Source organism: Paenibacillus terrigena DSM 21567 (assembly GCF_000374845.1).
Classification (GTDB): domain Bacteria; phylum Bacillota; class Bacilli; order Paenibacillales; family Paenibacillaceae; genus Paenibacillus_K; species Paenibacillus_K terrigena.
In genome coordinates, this window is record NZ_KB895417.1 from 389,518 (window position 1) to 405,296 (window position 15,779).

Below are 15,779 nucleotides of genomic sequence, written 5' to 3' on the forward strand. Positions count from 1 at the left end.
CGCTATACCACACGCTCCTGTAGGGATGCCTTGTGTAAATCGAGCCAATAGCTCTTCACGAGCGTGTCGCCGTTACGGGTATCCGCTTCATATGCACGCTCAAAGCCCAGACGTTCATACAGCAGCACGGCGGAAGCCATCATGTCCGATGTATGCAAATGGAGCGTGGAATAACCCAGCAGTACCGATCGGCGTGCGGCTTCTTGAATCAGAAGCGTGGCGATGCCGCGTCCGCGGTAGTCAGGCGATACGGCTAGCAACCGTATAATGGGCGAATGAATGCCCAGTTCTGGCTTGCCATAGGCGGCTTCCGAGGAGAGGAACATCTGGACGCTGCCAATGATCTCCCCATCGAGTTCAGCGACAATTCGGGCATAAGTTGCATTACCGTAGACGGAGTTCCGAATGGAATCCCGGTATTCCTCCCAACGAGGCTGCGGCAGATCATGCGCATATTGCTGATAGGCTTCAATCATGACCTGCGCGATCGCCTCTTGTTCGAATTCCTCTGCATCACGGATACGAATATCTTGTGGTGCGGTCATCTCGGTCACTCCCTCTCATCGATTTCGTCAAATTTGTAATCCAGTATAACTTTATATTCTGATTAAACATATAGGAAATAATAAATATCGATAACGTTATTGAAAAATTCAATGATAAAGTGCCGAGCTCACCGTAAATTTGGATTGACAATAAAAATTCAACTCCATAAGATAAAAATAATTTATGTCCCTTACGACTGTCCTAAAACCGTCTATTTTTATCTGAATAATATGAATAATATGGAGGTGGGTTCATTGAATATTGAGAATATCGAAGCCTTTGTCTACATCAATCATTACGGGAGCTTCAATAAGGTGGCGGATGTGCTGTTCTTGTCCCAGCCGACGGTTACTGCCCGCATTCAGTCACTGGAGCGAGAGCTGGACTGCCGGTTGTTCGACCGCTTCGGCAAGCAAATTCATTTGACGGACAAAGGCAAGCAATTCCTCCCTTTTGCGCAGCAAATTGTTCAGACGTATCAGAAAGGCAAACATCATCTACACGCCAAAAGTGCAACGCCTAACGAGCTGCGGATCGGATGCACCGTATCGGTGTCGAATTATTTGATGCCCCACCTATTAATGCGGCTCCAAGAACGATTCACGGATATGCGATTTAAAATTACGACTGCGACAACGGATGAGCTGGCTGCCAAGCTGTCTTCCAAGGAGCTGGATCTGGCCATCGTGCGCAAATTGGTGAACCCTGCTTTCCAGTCCTATTCTTTTTTTGAAGATCCGATCCGCTTGTATGTCTATCAGGACCATCCGCTGGCTGCTGCAGGAAGAGCGGATATTCGTGAGATTCGTCATGAGAAGCTGATCTTCTTCGAATGCGGATCGCTCGATTGGCTGCGGATACACCGGGTATTCGAGAGCCTGGAACAGCCTCCTAACATCGTGTTTCAGGTCGATAATTCGGAGACAGCGAAGAAGCTTGTTTTGCGCCGGGCAGGTATTTGCTTCCTCCCCGGGCTATGCGTGCAAGAGGAAGTCGAGGCGGGTCTGCTCGTCCCTGTGAATATTACAGAGACAACGGGCATTGCGCTTCAGACCAACCTGATTACATTACATGATGTCCATACGGAATTCGCGGAGTCACTGCTGGAATGGGGCGCGGATGTGCTCCATTAAGGAATTGCATATACGAATAGAAAAACTCTATTAGACGCGAAGGGCAAATCGCGGTAAAGTTAGTGTCAACAAATTCATACTAAACAGATAGGAATTATCTAGTTTTAGTGAAAAGGGGATGAGATCATGCGTAAATCATGGCTATTCGTTGCAACGTTACTGCTCACGGGGGTGATTGCTGGTTGCGGCACTGACGAGAAAACAGCGAATCAAGACAAAGAAGGAACCGTTAATGCGTCTGCAGGGGTCAAAAAAATCGTCGTAGGTACAGGCACGAATTTTCCTAAAATCTGCTTCATCGACGAGAACGGCAAGCTGACGGGCTTTGATGTGGAGCTGGTCAGAGAAATCGATAAGCGGCTTCCACAATATGAATTCGAGCTGCAAACCCAGGAATTCGCGAATCTCCTTTTAAGTCTAGAGACGAAGAAAATCGATTTTGTCGCGCATGAGATGGAGAAGAATCCGGAACGCGAGAAAAAGTACTTGTTCAATAAAGAGCCTTATGCGCACTGGAGAAATAAGATCATTGTCGCGAAGGACAACAATTCTATCCAATCGTTGGATGATTTGAAAGGCAAGAAGGTGCTGACCGGTGCGACAAGCGCAGAGGCTCAGATCTTGGAGAATTACAACAAAGCGAATAACAACGCCATTAACATTGTCTATCAGAGCGGCGCGGCGAAGGATGCGGTGAATCAGATTACGAACGGGCGCGTGGAAGCCACGATTGGCGCAGATTTCTCGCTGCCGCTCATCGATCCGCAAGGCAAGCTGAAAATAACGGGCGACGACCTCTCGGAAGCAGATATCCTCTTCGTGTTCCGTAAGGATGATCCGGAATCACAGAAGCTGGCGGATGACATTGACGGCGCGATTAAGCAGCTGAAATCGGATGGTACGCTGGGCGAGCTCAGCAAGCAGTGGCTCGGCTCAGATTTTACCGCGGATAAGAAATAAGGCATTAAAGGTCCTAGAAGGGGAGGAGGAAGCTCATGGGAGCCCCGTTTGATATTACGTATGTGTTTGGCTACTTACCGAAGCTGCTATCGACGCTGGGCATGACGTTGCTGATCGTGGGAGGTTCGCTACTGGTGGGGATTGTCGTGGGATTTCTCATCGCCCTTCCCCGTCTATACCGGATTCCGATGCTGAACACGCTGGCTAGAATATACGTTTCTTTTTTCCGCGGGACGCCGATCTTGATCCAGCTGTTCCTGTTCTATTACGGGTTGCCTGAAATCTTAAAGTTGGCGCATCTCGATATTTCAAAAGCCCCGGTGCTGGTGTTCGTCATCATCACTTACGGTCTTCATACCGGTGCATTTATGTCGGAGACGATACGGGCATCGGTGACGGCGGTGGATCGCGGACAAGTGGAAGCGGCCTATGCTGTAGGCATGACGAGCTATCAGGCTTTTACCCGAATTATGCTGCCGCAGGCGATGGCGATTGCGGTGCCGGTGTTCTCGAATCTGGTCATCGCGCTGCTGAAGGATACGTCGCTTGCCTTCTCACTTGGCGTGATGGAGATGACGGGCAAGGCGCAGACGCTTGGATCGCTCACGCAGCATTTTATCGAAGCTTATATCTCGCTTGCATTGATTTACCTCGTCGTTAGCATGACGCTCGAGAAGCTGCTTCTCATTGCAGAACGACGCTTGTTAAGACATGAAGAAACGGATTCCACGGGACATCGAAGATTTCGGCTTGAGCAGAAAAGTTCGTATCGCCGCATGGTTGCCAGCGTGGATGCCGGAAAAGGAGGAACAGAAGTATGAAACTGGATCCATCCTTTATCTGGACGGCGCTGATCCAGCTGCTGTCAGCAATTCCTACGACATTGGTGATTACGGCCGTATCGGTCACCATAGGCTTTATTATTGGGTTAATTACCGCGCTGCTGCGGATTTATAAAATCCCAGTGCTGAGCCAAATAGCGGCGGGTTATGTAACTTTCATTCGCGGAACGCCGATGCTAACGCATTTACTGCTGATTTATTTCGGGCTTCCGATGCTGGTAGATGCTTTGTCCGCACAGTTCGGTTGGAGCATCAAATCTTCGTCGATCCCGATGATTGGCTTTGCCTTTATCTCGTTCTCGATCACGGCGGGAGCCTATATGGCAGAGGTCATTCGTTCCGGACTGCTCGCGGTCAATCGGGGTCAACTGGAAGCGGCTTACTCGGTAGGGATGACAACGCCGCAGGCTTTGCGCCGAATTGTCTTCCCGCAAGCCTTGGCAGTCAGTCTGCCGAACCTGTCCAATTCCGTCATTGGGATGCTGCACGGTTCTACGCTTGTTTTTACCGTATCGGTCGTAGATATTAACGCGAAGGCGCAGATCGTGGCGTCGACCAACTGGAAGTTTTTCGAGGCTTATCTGGCGGCAGCCGTCATTTTCTGGGGATTGACGCTCCTGATCGAACGGATTACCGCTGTCATCGAGAAACGAATCAATTTGTACAATCGGGGTGGAGTTGCATGATCCAACTTACGAATATTACGAAATCGTTCGGACGCCACCAGGTACTGAATAAGATCGATTTGACCGTACAGAAGGGAGAAGTCGTCGTTATTCTAGGTCCTAGCGGTTCCGGCAAAACGACGCTGCTGCGCTGCGTGAATTATTTGGAGAAGCCAAACGACGGCGAGATTCTCATCGGCGATTACCGATTAAACTGCAAGCATGCGAGTAAGAAAGACATTTACCAGCTCCGGCAGAAATCAGCGATGGTGTTCCAGCAATATAATCTGTTCAAACATAAAACAGCGCTTGAGAATGTCATGGAAGGACTTGTGGTCGTGAAGAAGCTGTCGAAGGAGGAGGCGAAGACGCGGAGTATTGCGCTGCTCGAGAAGGTGGGGCTTGGCAGCAAATTGGATGCTTACCCGAGTCAGCTCTCCGGCGGGCAGCAGCAGCGTGTGGGCATTGCCCGGGCGCTCGCGTTAGAACCGGAAGTGATTCTATTCGATGAGCCGACGTCGGCGCTCGATCCGGAGCTGGTCGGCGAAGTGTTAGCGGTTATTCGGAAAATTGCGAAGGAAGGCATCACGATGATCGTGGTTACCCATGAGATGGGGTTCGCAAGAGATGTCGCGAATCATGTGGTATTCATGGACGGGGGTGTCATTGTCGAGGAGGGGACGCCTGTGGAGCTGTTCAACAATCCGCAGGAAGAACGGACGAAGCAGTTCTTGAAGCGGATTACCCCGGAACTTAACTATAGCATTTAGGAGGCATAAGGTATGACCATTACAATCAGCGTTCTTGATCAAAGTCCAATCTATCCGGGGGAGTCGGCCTCAGAGGCGCTGGCGCATACGGTTCAGCTGGCGCAAAAGTCAGAGCAGCTTGGATTTCGGCGCTTCTGGGTATCCGAACATCACGATTCGGAGCTGCTGGCAGGATCATCGCCGGAGGTGCTGATCTCCTACCTGCTGGCTAGAACAGAGAAGATCCGTATCGGCTCTGGCGGCGTTATGCTTCAGCATTACAGCCCCTATAAGGTCGCTGAGAACTTTAATGTGTTAGCGGCTTTGGCACCAGGACGCGTCGATCTAGGCATCGGACGCGCGCCGGGCGGGCTACCCCGCAGCACACAGGCACTGCAGCGCGGGGTTTCTGATCCGGCGTCACTGACGGATAAAATCGCGGAGCTAGATCAGTATGTGCATCATAGTCTTCCGGCCGATCATCCGTTGATCGGATTGAAGGCATCGCCTTCCCCAGAGGCTCCACCTGCACTATACGTATTGGGCGCTAGCGTTGGGAGTGCAGAAATAGCGGCTGATTTAGGGCTACCATACGTCTTCTCCTTATTTATCAACGGAGATGAGGCGGTGGCATTGGAAGCCATCCGCAGCTATCGCAATCGCTTCAATGGAGCGCACGGCACACAGCCGCAGGCGATTATCGCGCTAGCGGTGGCCGTTGCCGATACCGAGGAAGAGGCAGCAAGCCTTGTCGGATCTCAAAAGCTGGTGAAGATTCACCTTGCCAGCGGGAAGACGCTCACGCTCGGAACACGTGAGCAGGCGGAGGAGTTCGGACGGCAAGCGAAGGAACATTACACCATTGAAGAACACGAACCATTTATCACCAAGGGAACGAAGGCGACGGTTCGTGAGAAGTTCGAGGCGCTGCATAAAGCATCCGGCGTAGAGGAATTTATTGTGACGAGCAACATTGCTCCGTTCGATAAACGTCTCCGCTCGTTCGAGCTACTAAGTGAAGCACTTAGCGGCACGGTAGCTGAGGTGTAGGCATTAGCGGCTTATCAAATATGCGAAGGAGGGTGATGGGTTGTCTGGTCATCAACTAGAGTCCATATATGGCATTGACGAAGCAAAATTCATTCAAATTCGCCGCCATCTGCATCAATATCCAGAGCTGTCGAACGAGGAATTCGAGACGACGAGATCGATCCGCGGATGGCTTGAGGAAGCGGATATCCGAGTTCTCGACTATCCCTTGGCAACCGGCATCATTGCCGAAGTCGGAGGACTCCGTCCGGGACCCGTGATAGCGCTGCGTGCGGATATCGATGCGCTGCCGATTCAGGAAGAGACGGACCTTGATTATGCTTCGAAGATTCCTGGCAAAATGCATGCCTGCGGGCATGATTTCCATACCGCATCCTTGATCGGTTCGGCTTATGCTTTGAAAGCGAGGGAAGGCGAGCTTGAAGGAACGGTTCGGCTCATCTTCCAGCCTGCTGAGGAGCGAGCCAAAGGGGCGAGACAAGTCATCGACAGCGGTGCGCTTGAAGGCGTGCAAGCGATCTTCGGGATGCATAACAAACCGGATCTTGCTGTCGGAACGGTAGGTATTAAGAGCGGTCCGCTCATGGCGGCGGCAGATGGCTTCCGTGTAGAGATCGAGGGCAAAGGCTCGCATGCTGCGGTACCGGAAGCGGGACTAGACCCGATCGTCACCGCGGCCCATGTCATTACGGCGCTGCAGTCGATCGTGAGCCGGGACGTGAGCGCCCTGCAAAGTGCTGTCATCAGTGTAACCCAGCTCCACAGCGGCACGGCATGGAACGTTATTCCCGATAAAGCTGTGCTGGAAGGAACGGTTCGGACCTTTGATGAGCAGGTACGTCAGCAGGTGCTGGAACGGTTCAGCCAAGTGGTGGAAGGCGTCACGACGGCTTTTGGCACCAGCGGCGGTGTACGTTGGATTGAAGGCCCGCCTCCGGTGAATAATGACGAATCGCTTGCGCAGCTCGGCAATGAAGCGGCGGCTGCCGCCTGTCTCAAGGCGGTGGTGCCTGTGCCTTCGCCTGCGGGTGAGGATTTCGCCGTCTATCAACGGGACATTCCGGGATTATTCGTCTTTATGGGCACGGCAGGGACGCAGGAATGGCATCACCCCGCTTTTACGCTGGATGAAGCTGCGATTCCCGTCAGCATCCGATTCTTCACGGAGCTTGCGGAACGTGCTCTGAAGCAGCTTGGGTCTGGCGGAGGTGAACAGCCATAACATCTACGAAGAGCTACGACGTCATTATCGTCGGTGCGGGCTCCATGGGCATGAGCGCCGGCTATCACCTTGCCAAGCGAGGCGTAAGTACGCTGCTGATCGACGCCTTTGATCCGCCACACCGGGAGGGCAGCCATCACGGGGAGCCGCGATTGATCCGGCATGCATACGGTGGTCATGCTGTCTACACAGACATGGCGGTACGCGCCCATCAGCTGTGGAATGAACTGGAATTACAGACGGAAAGGCAGTTGCTAATTCAGTCCGGCGTCCTGAACATAACGGACCCGGCGCTCTATTCTTTGAAGGAACGTACACCAAAAGCTGCGAAGCGAGGTGTTCTTACGGAATGGCTGAATGCGGACGAAATACAGAATCGCTGGAAAGGGATTCAGCTTCCCGACCATTTCGGAGCGATGTATGAGCCTGCTGCCGGATACTTACGCAGCGAAGCCTGCATCGATGCATATAAAGCGTTAGCGTTAAGACACGGTGCAGAATTGTTGACGTATACAGCAGTTAGCGGGATTACGGCCCAGCAAGACAGCGTCGTGGTTCATACACGGGATGCCGATTACTACGGGGCGAAGTTAATTCTGACGGCGGGAGCATGGTTCGGCACGTTGGCGCCGTTCATCACGCTTCCCATCCGAGCCGTCCGCAAAGTCGTCGGATGGTTCGAGACGAGCGGCTCCGATTTTCAGCCTGGACGATTCCCCGGATTTACGCTGCATACGAAGGAGGGCATCTATTACGGCTTTCCGGACATCGGCGGTGCCGGACTCAAGATCGGCCGCCATGATACCGGACTCGATTGGAAGCCGGGCGATCCAGTCTCTCCATTCGGCAGCCTGACAGAGGATGAAGAAGATCTGCGCGGCGCACTGCTGAGGTATATGCCCGGTGCAGCGGGTAGGTTGGTCCAAGGCGCGGTGTGCAAATACGAGCTGACGCCCGACGAAGACTTCATCATTGACCGGCACCCGCAATATTCACATATCCTTGTGGCCGGAGGGTTCTCGGGCCATGGATTTAAATTTTCGAGCGTCGTAGGGGAAATATGCTCGCAGCTTGCATTGGATGAAGCGCCGCAACTGGATGTTCGCCCATTCGCGCTCTCGCGTTTTACACAGCAGGCCGTGTCTGCACCACACTTGCCATAAGGAGGAGAAGGAAATGAGCGAGATCAATTTAGAAGCCTTATTAAATACTCATGGTCAGCTGGTGAATGCCGTCCAAGGACTGAGCGAGGAACAGCAGAAATGGAAGCCATCGCCGGAGGCATGGAGCGTGCAGGAGGTGGTATCCCATCTTGTGGATCACAGCTTCGTGATCTCGTTCCGGATTCGGGATATTCTCGCCGGCACATCGGCGCAGCTTCCGGCTTTTGGGCAGGATGCTTGGGTTAGCGGCCAGCATTCGAACCGGGGTCAATTGTCGGATGTTTTGGATGCTTTTCACGCGATCTTGGAATACAACAGCCTGCTCATTGAACGGTTAAGCGATGAGGAGCTGGAGAAGACGGGTGTTAATTTCAAAGGCGAGACGGTTAGTATTAAGACGATCATTCAAGGCTTTATCCGGCATATCCAAGGTCATCTCGGACAAATTGAACGGACGAAACAGGCTGCCGTCGCAGTATAGATCACAATTGATGTTAATCCGGAGCATTTCAGATAAGGAGGATGGAATCATGGCAAAGAAAAAACAGTTAAAGCTCGGGGCACTTCTGCATGGTGTCGGTGGAGGGACCTCCCTATGGAGGCACCCGGATGTGGATCCAGGGGCAAGCGTTAATTTCGAGCTCTACAAGAGCTGGGTTCATAAAGCGGAACAAGGCAAGCTGGACCTCATCTTTATCGCAGACGGATTGTATATTAACGAGAAGTCCATTCCCCACTTTCTGAACCGGTTCGAACCGCTCACGTTATTAAGTGCGCTGGCTTCCGTCAGCAAGCATATCGGTCTGGTCGGCACCTTGTCGACTTCGTACAGCGAGCCGTTTACGGTCGCCCGTCAGTTTGGTTCTTTGGATGTTCTCAGCGGCGGACGTGTCGGCTGGAATGTGGTAACTTCTCCGCTCGAAGGCTCTGCGCTGAATTACGGGAAGAAGGAGCATCCAGAGCATGATAAGCGCTACCGGATCGCAACGGAATATCTTGAGGTGACACGGGGGCTGTGGGATTCCTGGGAGGACGATGCTTTTGTCCGCGATAAGGAGAAGGGGATTTTCTTTGACCCGGAGAAAGTTCACACGCTGAGTCATGAAGGCGAGTTCTTCTCGGTGAAAGGTCCGCTGAATATTGCCCGTTCAAAGCAAGGCGGTCCGGTTATTTTCCAAGCAGGAGCCTCAGAAGTCGGTAAAAATTATGCTGCGAAGGAAGCCGATGCCATCTTCACTGGCGCCGAAAACCTGGAGGAAGCCATTCGGTTCGCGCAGGATGTGAAGGCCCGTGCTGCCAGCTTCGGTCGCAATCCAGACGATGTCCTGATCTTCCCTGGAATCGGACCGATAATCGGCAGCACGGAGGAAGAGGCGGAACGTAAATACCAAGAGGTGGCGAGCCTCGTCACGATCGAGAATGCGCTCAATTATTTGGGACGTTTCTTCGAGCATCATGACTTCTCGCAGTATCCGCTGGATGAACCGTTCCCGGAACTCGGGGATCTGGGCAAGAACAGTTTCCAGAGTGGTACCGATAAGATTAAGAAGGACGCGAAGGAGAAAGGGTTGACGCTAAGACAAGTAGCCCTGCAATCGGCAACGCCGCGCACCAGCTTCATTGGAACGGCTGAGCAGGTCGCGGATCGTGTGCAGGAATGGTTCGAAGCGGGCGCAGCCGACGGGTTCATGTTAGCCGCTGCCGTGCCGCGCGGGCTGGAGGATTTCGTGGAGCAAGTGGTGCCGATCCTGCAGGATCGGGGGATTTTCAGAACGGAATACGAGAGCGACACGCTTCGGGGGAACCTTGGCTTATCGGTACCTGAGAACCGGTATACGAAGGTCAGAGCCGAAGCGGAAGAAGCTCGCTACTAGTATAATTATGCAACCCTAAGGAGGATGAAGATGAGCAAAATCGTTTTGATTGCAGGAAGTCCTACGAACGGATCGAGATTATTCGGATTGACGCAATACGCCACGGATCATCTCGCGTTGTCTGGCTTTGACGTCGATGTGATCTCAGCTGCCGAGCTTCCAGCAGAAGATCTGCTCCGCGCGAATTTTAACAGTCCTGTCATCCAGAAGGCGCTTGCGGCAGTGGAGCAGGCGGACGCTGTTATTATCGCCAGCCCCGTCTACAAGGCTTCGTATTCGGGCGCGCTGAAGACCATCCTTGACCTTGTCCCGCAGAAAGGGTTCCAAGGGAAAGTGGTGCTGCCGCTCTTTATCGGCGGGACGATTGCTCATTTGCTGGCTATTGATTATGCCCTGAAGCCGGTTGTTGCCGCGTTAGGAGGAACGAATATTCTGGGCGGTGTGTATGCTGTCGACCAATGGATTAGCCGCACGGAGCATGGGGGATTTGAACTTACCGAAGAGCTGAAGGAGCGCATTGACGCCTCCATCAGCGAACTGACCCTAGAGCTGGAACGCGAAGCCGTGTTTCGGAATCAAGATATACAGGAACCGGTAAGCTGATTGATCAGTTTCGTTCGAAAGGGGGCTCAGGATCATGAAGGTTGCATTGTTTAGCTTGATGATGAATCTCCCGAATGCCGTGACAGGAGAATCTTGGACAGCGCAGCAAAAATTCAGGAACGTCATCCGCCAAGCCGTTCTTGCGGAAAAGCTAGGATTCGATGCTTATGGGGTAGGCGAGAGGCACGGGGCGCCATTCCTGTCCTCGTCGCCGCCGGTCGTATTGACCGCGATTGCAGCTCAGACCTCGCGTATTCGACTGTTAACCACGGTGACGGTGCTTAGCGTGCTCGATCCGGTACGGGTTGCAGAGGATTATGCGACGCTGGATCATCTCTCGGGAGGCCGGCTGGAAATGATCATCGGGAAAGGCAATGATCCGCGGCACTATCCGCTCTTCGGCATTACCGAGGAGGAACAGTGGGAATCCATGGCTGAACGCTATCGGCTGCTGAAAAGGTTGTGGACGGAAGAAGGCGTCACTTGGGAAGGCCGTTACCGTCCGCCGATTGAGCATGTGACGACCTATCCGCGACCTTACCAGAAATCAATCCCCGTATGGCACGGCAGCGCCTCCAGCACGCTCTCGACGGAGCTGGCGGCCCAGCTCGGAGAGCCGATTTTCTCCTCAAATTCGTTCCATCCGCAGGCCAAATACAAAGCATTGATTGATCATTACCGCGAGCGGCTAGCTTTTTATGGGCATGATCCGTCTCAAGCCGTCGTCGGCGCGGGCTCAGGCAGTCTATATCTCGGTACCACTGGCGAGGAAGCCATCCGGCGTTATCGACCCTACTACAATGCATTCAGCGTAACGGAATCGTCGAAGCATAATCAATCGCCTTTCATAAATCTGGAAGATATCATCGCGAATGGTCCGGCGCTGATCGGCAGCCCGGAGCAAGTAATCGAGAAAATTATCCATTATCACGAGGCCTTCGGCCATCAGGTGCTGAGCATCAGCGTCGATGGATTGACAGAATCGGAGCAAGAGGAACAGCTGCATCGTTTTGCCGAGGAAGTGCTTCCTGTGCTGAGGCGGGAAATCCCAAGTACAGTGTGGAATAAGCCACCTGCTCTAACGGAAGGTGATACAGCAATTCCTTCTCCTGTCTCAAGCTGAGTACTCAGAAGGACAATTGGATAGCGGAGAAGATGCAATAGGGGGGAATCGTATCTCCCCTATCGTGCTGTTCAGCCGTAACCTGCTTGACACATATATAAGGACTTGCTATTGTTTGTGAGAGTATGGATACGGTGGTGGGAAATGGATGGTAACAATTAAAGATGTAGCTAAAGCGGCTAATGTATCCGTCACAGTTGTATCGAAAACGTTAAACGGCTACTCGGATGTCAATGAGGACACACGACGCAAAGTGTTAAAAGTAGCTGAAGAGCTCAAATACACGCCGAATATGCTAGCGAAGAACTTAAAACAAAAAGTAACGAAGTCCATCGCATTGATTTTCTCGAACTTCGAACGCGCTAACGGCAAGGATGGCGTCTTATTCCAGATTATGAGTGGAATTTACGCAGCTGCTGTAGATTTCAAGTATGAGGTTGTGATCTACACACGCAGCTTGTCTGAGCAGCAGAATATATCATATTGGAAATTTTGCAAAGACCATAAAATAGCGGGTGCAGTCGTAACTGGATTGAAGACAACGGACCCTTATTTCCAAGAAATCGTAAATAGCGATTTTCCGTGCGTCGTTCTCGATACGGATCTAGCTAGCGAACATACTGGCTCGGTATCGACGGACAATGTGGGTGCGGCTAAGGTGGCTGTCGAGTTTTTGATCTCGAAAAATCACCGGAAGATCGGCATGATTAACGGCCATGAATTCGCGGTCGTCAGCCGTCAACGTCTAGAGGGATATAAGGCAGCTCTATCTGAACAAGACATCGATTTCGATCCTACGATCGTTGTCAATTCGGACTATTCGGAAGAATCGGCCTACGAGCTAGCAGATTCTTACTTGCAGGAGCATCGTGATGTCACAGCGATATTCTTCGCGAGTGATCTGATGGCGATTGGTTTCATGAATCGGTGCCGCGAGATCGGTGTACGGATTCCAGAGGATATTTCGATTCTTGGTTTCGATGATATTGTATTATCGAGTTATACGACGCCGAAGCTGTCGACTGTGCGTCAGAATTTCCATAAGCTTGCCTATCAAGCCTGCGAACAAGTCATTCATATTTTGGAGAAAGAGGAGAAAGGCCGGCATATTATGATGCCTTTCAAAATAGTTGACAGAGAGACAATCAAAGAACTATAATCATTGTGCAAATGCTTTCATGTATTCATTTTTTATTGAATCTCGAAAACATTTCTTTTTTTGACGATAATCGAAAACGTTTTCGAACGAAGGCGCAGAATCATAGTTTAGAGAATGTACCTTGGAGTTGTAAGGAGAGTTGGTCGAGCTATGTATAACAGCAATAGTCAATTATCATCGACGCAGGCCGTAAAGAGTAAGCATCCGTTTAATGTATACCTGACGGCAGGTGAGTATGTAAAAGCGATTGGAACGCAAGATGGTTATTTCCCGGATTTCGGGCATCATGTTGCGAACGAAATGGGGGGCATATGGCTGCATCCCATTAAGTTGTTAGACGGATTCTGGCTTCGGGTAACCGATCTGGACCGTAATATTTCCGTATGGTCGAAGTCCGATGAATATATAACTTACCCGTGGGGCAACGGATTCCGCTACGATCACGGTCTGGGGCATATTCCGGTCGCGATCGAACGCGAGCAATTCGCGCCGGAACACGAGAAAGGCTTAGTCGTTCGCTACGACCTGCATAATTACGCAGATCGTCCTACGCGCCTGAAGTTGGAACTATTAGCTCGTACAGATTTGCGTCCGGTCTGGTTCTCGGATGAGATCGGCATTCTGGACGGCGCGAAGGACGTGGTGGAAGCGCGTACGAATCGTGTGATGCATGCTAAGGATTGCGATCATGATTGGCATGCGATGATTGGGACGAGCTTGCCGGGTGAGGACTACGAGATCGGTGAATCGTTATTCGGGCCGGAATTCACGAGCGGTCAAGGCTGCGGCATGAAGTTCGAGACGACGATGACGCTCGAAGCGGGTGCGCGTCTATCCTTCCATCTCTTCGTGGCGGGTTCGTATGCTTCGAAGCAGGAGTGCGAGGCGACCTATGAGACACTTGTGCGTGATCATGAGCGCCTGCTCGCGGAGAAGAAAGCGACGTACGACGCGATTCGTGAGCGTGCGGAGTTGAAGATTGAAGGCGAGTCGGCATTCAGCGATATTTTCACATGGGTGAAATGGAACAATCAGTGGCTTGTTCAACAAGTCGATGGCATCGGGCGCGGATTAACGGCGGGCAGCCCGCATTATCCTTGGTGGTTCGGTTGCGATAATTCGTATTCCTTGCAAGGAGTACTCGCGATTGGGGATCATGAGTTAGCGAAGGATACGATGCGTATTCTGCTCGACAGCTCGAAGAAGCAGAACAGCAATGGCCGAGTCGTGCATGAGATAACGACGATGGGCGCGGTCTCGAACCCGGGGAACACGCAAGAAACAGCGCACTATATCAGCATGGTATGGGATATGTATCGCTGGACTGGCGATCGTACATTCCTCGAAGAACATTACGCCTATTGCGTGCAAGGGATGGACTGGCTCTTGCATGAGATGGATCCGGACGGCGATCTCTTCCCGTCAGGCTATGGCATCATTGAGATCGCAGGGCTCAATATGGAGCTGATCGATTCTGCAGTGTATACGGCCAAAGCGCTGCAATCCCTCGTTCAGATGAGCCTTGAGCTCGGAGAAGAGCGTGCTTCGCAATATGAAGCATTGGCTGAACGTGCCGTCGAAGCCATCAATACAACCTTCTGGAACGAAGAACAGCAGCTTTATGCCGATGCGGTAGCAGCGAAGCAGGATGTTCTTCCGAAGGTCGAATTCCTGATCGGTATGGCGGAGCAGAACGGCATTCAAGGCTATCGCGAATATCTGGAGCACCAGCTTGCACGTGTTCAGGATGAGACCGTCGATCATGGCTGGTTAATTAATAAGAACTGGGTAATCTCCACCCCGATGGAAGCCGGGATTGCCGATCGCGCCAAAGGCGAGAGCGCCATTCGTCATATGCGCAACGCGGACTTTATCGGACCTTACGGTTCATATCTGTCGGGCACATTCCAGCAGGGCACGATGACCATTAGTACGGGAGTCCACGCCATAGCCGAAGCGATGTACGGCGATATCGATGCAGCACTCGATTTATTGCAGCGGATGAATGGATCTTTCTCTCGCGTATTGCCGGGTTCGATGAATGAGATGTCGCCGGATTATGGCTGCGCCGTACAGGCTTGGACGGTCTACGCCATGATGGTGCCGACAATCGGACACATGATCGGGGTTCAACCGGAAGCGCATCGCCGCACGGTAACGATCGCTCCGAAGATTCCGACCGCTTGGCAGGGCAAAGACATTCAATTGAACCGCGTTCGTGTCGGGGATGCATGGATCGATATCCAGCTTCGTGTGGATCAAGGGCAGTTAAAGCTTCAGGTGAAGAATGACTCGCAATGGAACATTCAAGTACAGTGGCAAGGGAAGTCGTATTCGTTCAACGATGCTATCATTGAAGCGGCCCTGTAGTAATGCAAAGGGATTGAATCGTGAGAGAGCAACTTATTATTATTCACTTTACTATGCGTCGTTAAGCCTCGCCTGACTGAGTGTATACATGTTATTATTATGCCGTAATTGAGTTAAGACGGGTTTCCCGACGTCATTTTTATCGCAGTTATTCTGGGGGCACTGGCAGATCGTGTTGCTGTCCCTTCACTGCTTATTTAAGAAACAATAAAATTTAAACAAAATATTGACACCCAAAACTTTCGAATGCTATAATCCCTATGAAAACGTTTTCGAGAAACGACACATTATTTTTTTGACTACACCGAAATCGTTTTCGT

General features: G+C 51.8%; 15 protein-coding genes. 14 read left to right on the forward strand and 1 reads right to left on the reverse strand.

What is annotated here, in order from left to right:
- Nucleotides 1-2: 2 nt before the first annotated feature.
- Complete coding sequence (locus C558_RS0117930) at nt 3-545, reverse strand: GNAT family N-acetyltransferase (protein ID WP_018757670.1); 543 nt, start codon at nt 543-545, stop codon at nt 3-5.
- A gap of 255 nt (nt 546-800) precedes the next feature.
- On the opposite strand from C558_RS0117930, the gene C558_RS0117935 reads away from it, so the two are divergent.
- The 14 genes from C558_RS0117935 to C558_RS0118000 all read left to right on the forward strand — a co-directional run bounded on the left by C558_RS0117935 (nt 801) and on the right by C558_RS0118000 (nt 15,459).
- Entirely contained in the window at nt 801-1,679 is an 879-nt protein-coding gene (locus C558_RS0117935) for a LysR family transcriptional regulator (RefSeq protein WP_018757671.1), read from the forward strand.
- 126 nt (nt 1,680-1,805) lie between these two features.
- Nucleotides 1,806-2,639, forward strand: coding sequence for a transporter substrate-binding domain-containing protein (locus C558_RS0117940; protein ID WP_018757672.1), 834 nt, complete (start codon nt 1,806-1,808; stop codon nt 2,637-2,639).
- Between the two features lie 35 nt (nt 2,640-2,674).
- The gene (locus C558_RS0117945; RefSeq protein WP_018757673.1) at nt 2,675-3,460 is read left to right on the forward strand and encodes an amino acid ABC transporter permease; all 786 of its coding nucleotides are present in this window, start codon (nt 2,675-2,677) and stop codon (nt 3,458-3,460) included.
- The gene (locus tag C558_RS0117950) at nt 3,457-4,167 is read left to right on the forward strand and encodes an amino acid ABC transporter permease (RefSeq protein ID WP_018757674.1); all 711 of its coding nucleotides are present in this window, start codon (nt 3,457-3,459) and stop codon (nt 4,165-4,167) included. The genes C558_RS0117945 and C558_RS0117950 overlap by 4 nt, the downstream gene beginning before the upstream one ends.
- A complete protein-coding gene (locus tag C558_RS0117955) occupies nt 4,164-4,916 on the forward strand; it encodes an amino acid ABC transporter ATP-binding protein (RefSeq protein WP_018757675.1) in 753 nt (250 codons plus the stop codon). Before C558_RS0117950 ends, C558_RS0117955 begins: the two co-directional genes overlap by 4 nt.
- Nucleotides 4,917-4,928: 12 nt before the next feature.
- Nucleotides 4,929-5,945: an LLM class flavin-dependent oxidoreductase gene (locus tag C558_RS0117960; RefSeq protein WP_018757676.1), complete on the forward strand. Its 1,017-nt coding sequence runs from the start codon at nt 4,929-4,931 to the stop codon at nt 5,943-5,945.
- A 40-nt stretch (nt 5,946-5,985) separates the two neighbouring features.
- On the forward strand, nt 5,986-7,167 hold the full coding sequence (locus tag C558_RS0117965) for a M20 peptidase aminoacylase family protein (RefSeq protein WP_018757677.1): 1,182 nt from the start codon (nt 5,986-5,988) through the stop codon (nt 7,165-7,167).
- Complete coding sequence (gene solA / locus C558_RS0117970) at nt 7,164-8,330, forward strand: N-methyl-L-tryptophan oxidase (protein WP_040675247.1); 1,167 nt, start codon at nt 7,164-7,166, stop codon at nt 8,328-8,330. The genes C558_RS0117965 and solA overlap by 4 nt, the downstream gene beginning before the upstream one ends.
- Before the next feature lie 13 nt (nt 8,331-8,343).
- On the forward strand, nt 8,344-8,811 hold the full coding sequence (locus C558_RS0117975) for a DinB family protein (protein ID WP_018757679.1): 468 nt from the start codon (nt 8,344-8,346) through the stop codon (nt 8,809-8,811).
- 49 nt (nt 8,812-8,860) lie between these two features.
- Entirely contained in the window at nt 8,861-10,204 is a 1,344-nt protein-coding gene (locus C558_RS0117980) for an LLM class flavin-dependent oxidoreductase (protein ID WP_018757680.1), read from the forward strand.
- Between the two features lie 30 nt (nt 10,205-10,234).
- Entirely contained in the window at nt 10,235-10,807 is a 573-nt protein-coding gene (ssuE, locus tag C558_RS0117985; protein ID WP_018757681.1) for an NADPH-dependent FMN reductase, read from the forward strand.
- A gap of 34 nt (nt 10,808-10,841) precedes the next feature.
- The gene (locus C558_RS0117990) at nt 10,842-11,930 is read left to right on the forward strand and encodes an LLM class flavin-dependent oxidoreductase (RefSeq protein ID WP_018757682.1); all 1,089 of its coding nucleotides are present in this window, start codon (nt 10,842-10,844) and stop codon (nt 11,928-11,930) included.
- 148 nt (nt 11,931-12,078) lie between these two features.
- Nucleotides 12,079-13,089 carry a LacI family DNA-binding transcriptional regulator gene (locus C558_RS0117995; protein ID WP_018757683.1) on the forward strand — a complete coding sequence of 337 codons (1,011 nt, stop codon included), beginning with the start codon at nt 12,079-12,081 and terminating at the stop codon, nt 13,087-13,089.
- Nucleotides 13,090-13,239: 150 nt separating this feature from the next.
- On the forward strand, nt 13,240-15,459 hold the full coding sequence (locus tag C558_RS0118000; protein ID WP_018757684.1) for an alpha-L-rhamnosidase-related protein: 2,220 nt from the start codon (nt 13,240-13,242) through the stop codon (nt 15,457-15,459).
- Nucleotides 15,460-15,779 lie beyond the last annotated feature (320 nt).

Coding starts and splice junctions, on each gene's coding strand:
- ssuE (WP_018757681.1), top strand. CDS start 10,235: ATGAGCAAAATCGTTTTGATTGCAGGAAGTCCTACGAACGGATCGAGA.
- C558_RS0117960 (WP_018757676.1), top strand. CDS start 4,929: ATGACCATTACAATCAGCGTTCTTGATCAAAGTCCAATCTATCCGGGG.
- C558_RS0117950 (WP_018757674.1), top strand. CDS start 3,457: ATGAAACTGGATCCATCCTTTATCTGGACGGCGCTGATCCAGCTGCTG.
- C558_RS0117980 (WP_018757680.1), top strand. CDS start 8,861: ATGGCAAAGAAAAAACAGTTAAAGCTCGGGGCACTTCTGCATGGTGTC.
- C558_RS0117930 (WP_018757670.1), bottom strand. CDS start 545: ATGACCGCACCACAAGATATTCGTATCCGTGATGCAGAGGAATTCGAA.
- C558_RS0117955 (WP_018757675.1), top strand. CDS start 4,164: ATGATCCAACTTACGAATATTACGAAATCGTTCGGACGCCACCAGGTA.
- C558_RS0117945 (WP_018757673.1), top strand. CDS start 2,675: ATGGGAGCCCCGTTTGATATTACGTATGTGTTTGGCTACTTACCGAAG.
- C558_RS0117940 (WP_018757672.1), top strand. CDS start 1,806: ATGCGTAAATCATGGCTATTCGTTGCAACGTTACTGCTCACGGGGGTG.
- C558_RS0117990 (WP_018757682.1), top strand. CDS start 10,842: ATGAAGGTTGCATTGTTTAGCTTGATGATGAATCTCCCGAATGCCGTG.
- C558_RS0117975 (WP_018757679.1), top strand. CDS start 8,344: ATGAGCGAGATCAATTTAGAAGCCTTATTAAATACTCATGGTCAGCTG.
- C558_RS0118000 (WP_018757684.1), top strand. CDS start 13,240: ATGTATAACAGCAATAGTCAATTATCATCGACGCAGGCCGTAAAGAGT.
- C558_RS0117995 (WP_018757683.1), top strand. CDS start 12,079: ATGGTAACAATTAAAGATGTAGCTAAAGCGGCTAATGTATCCGTCACA.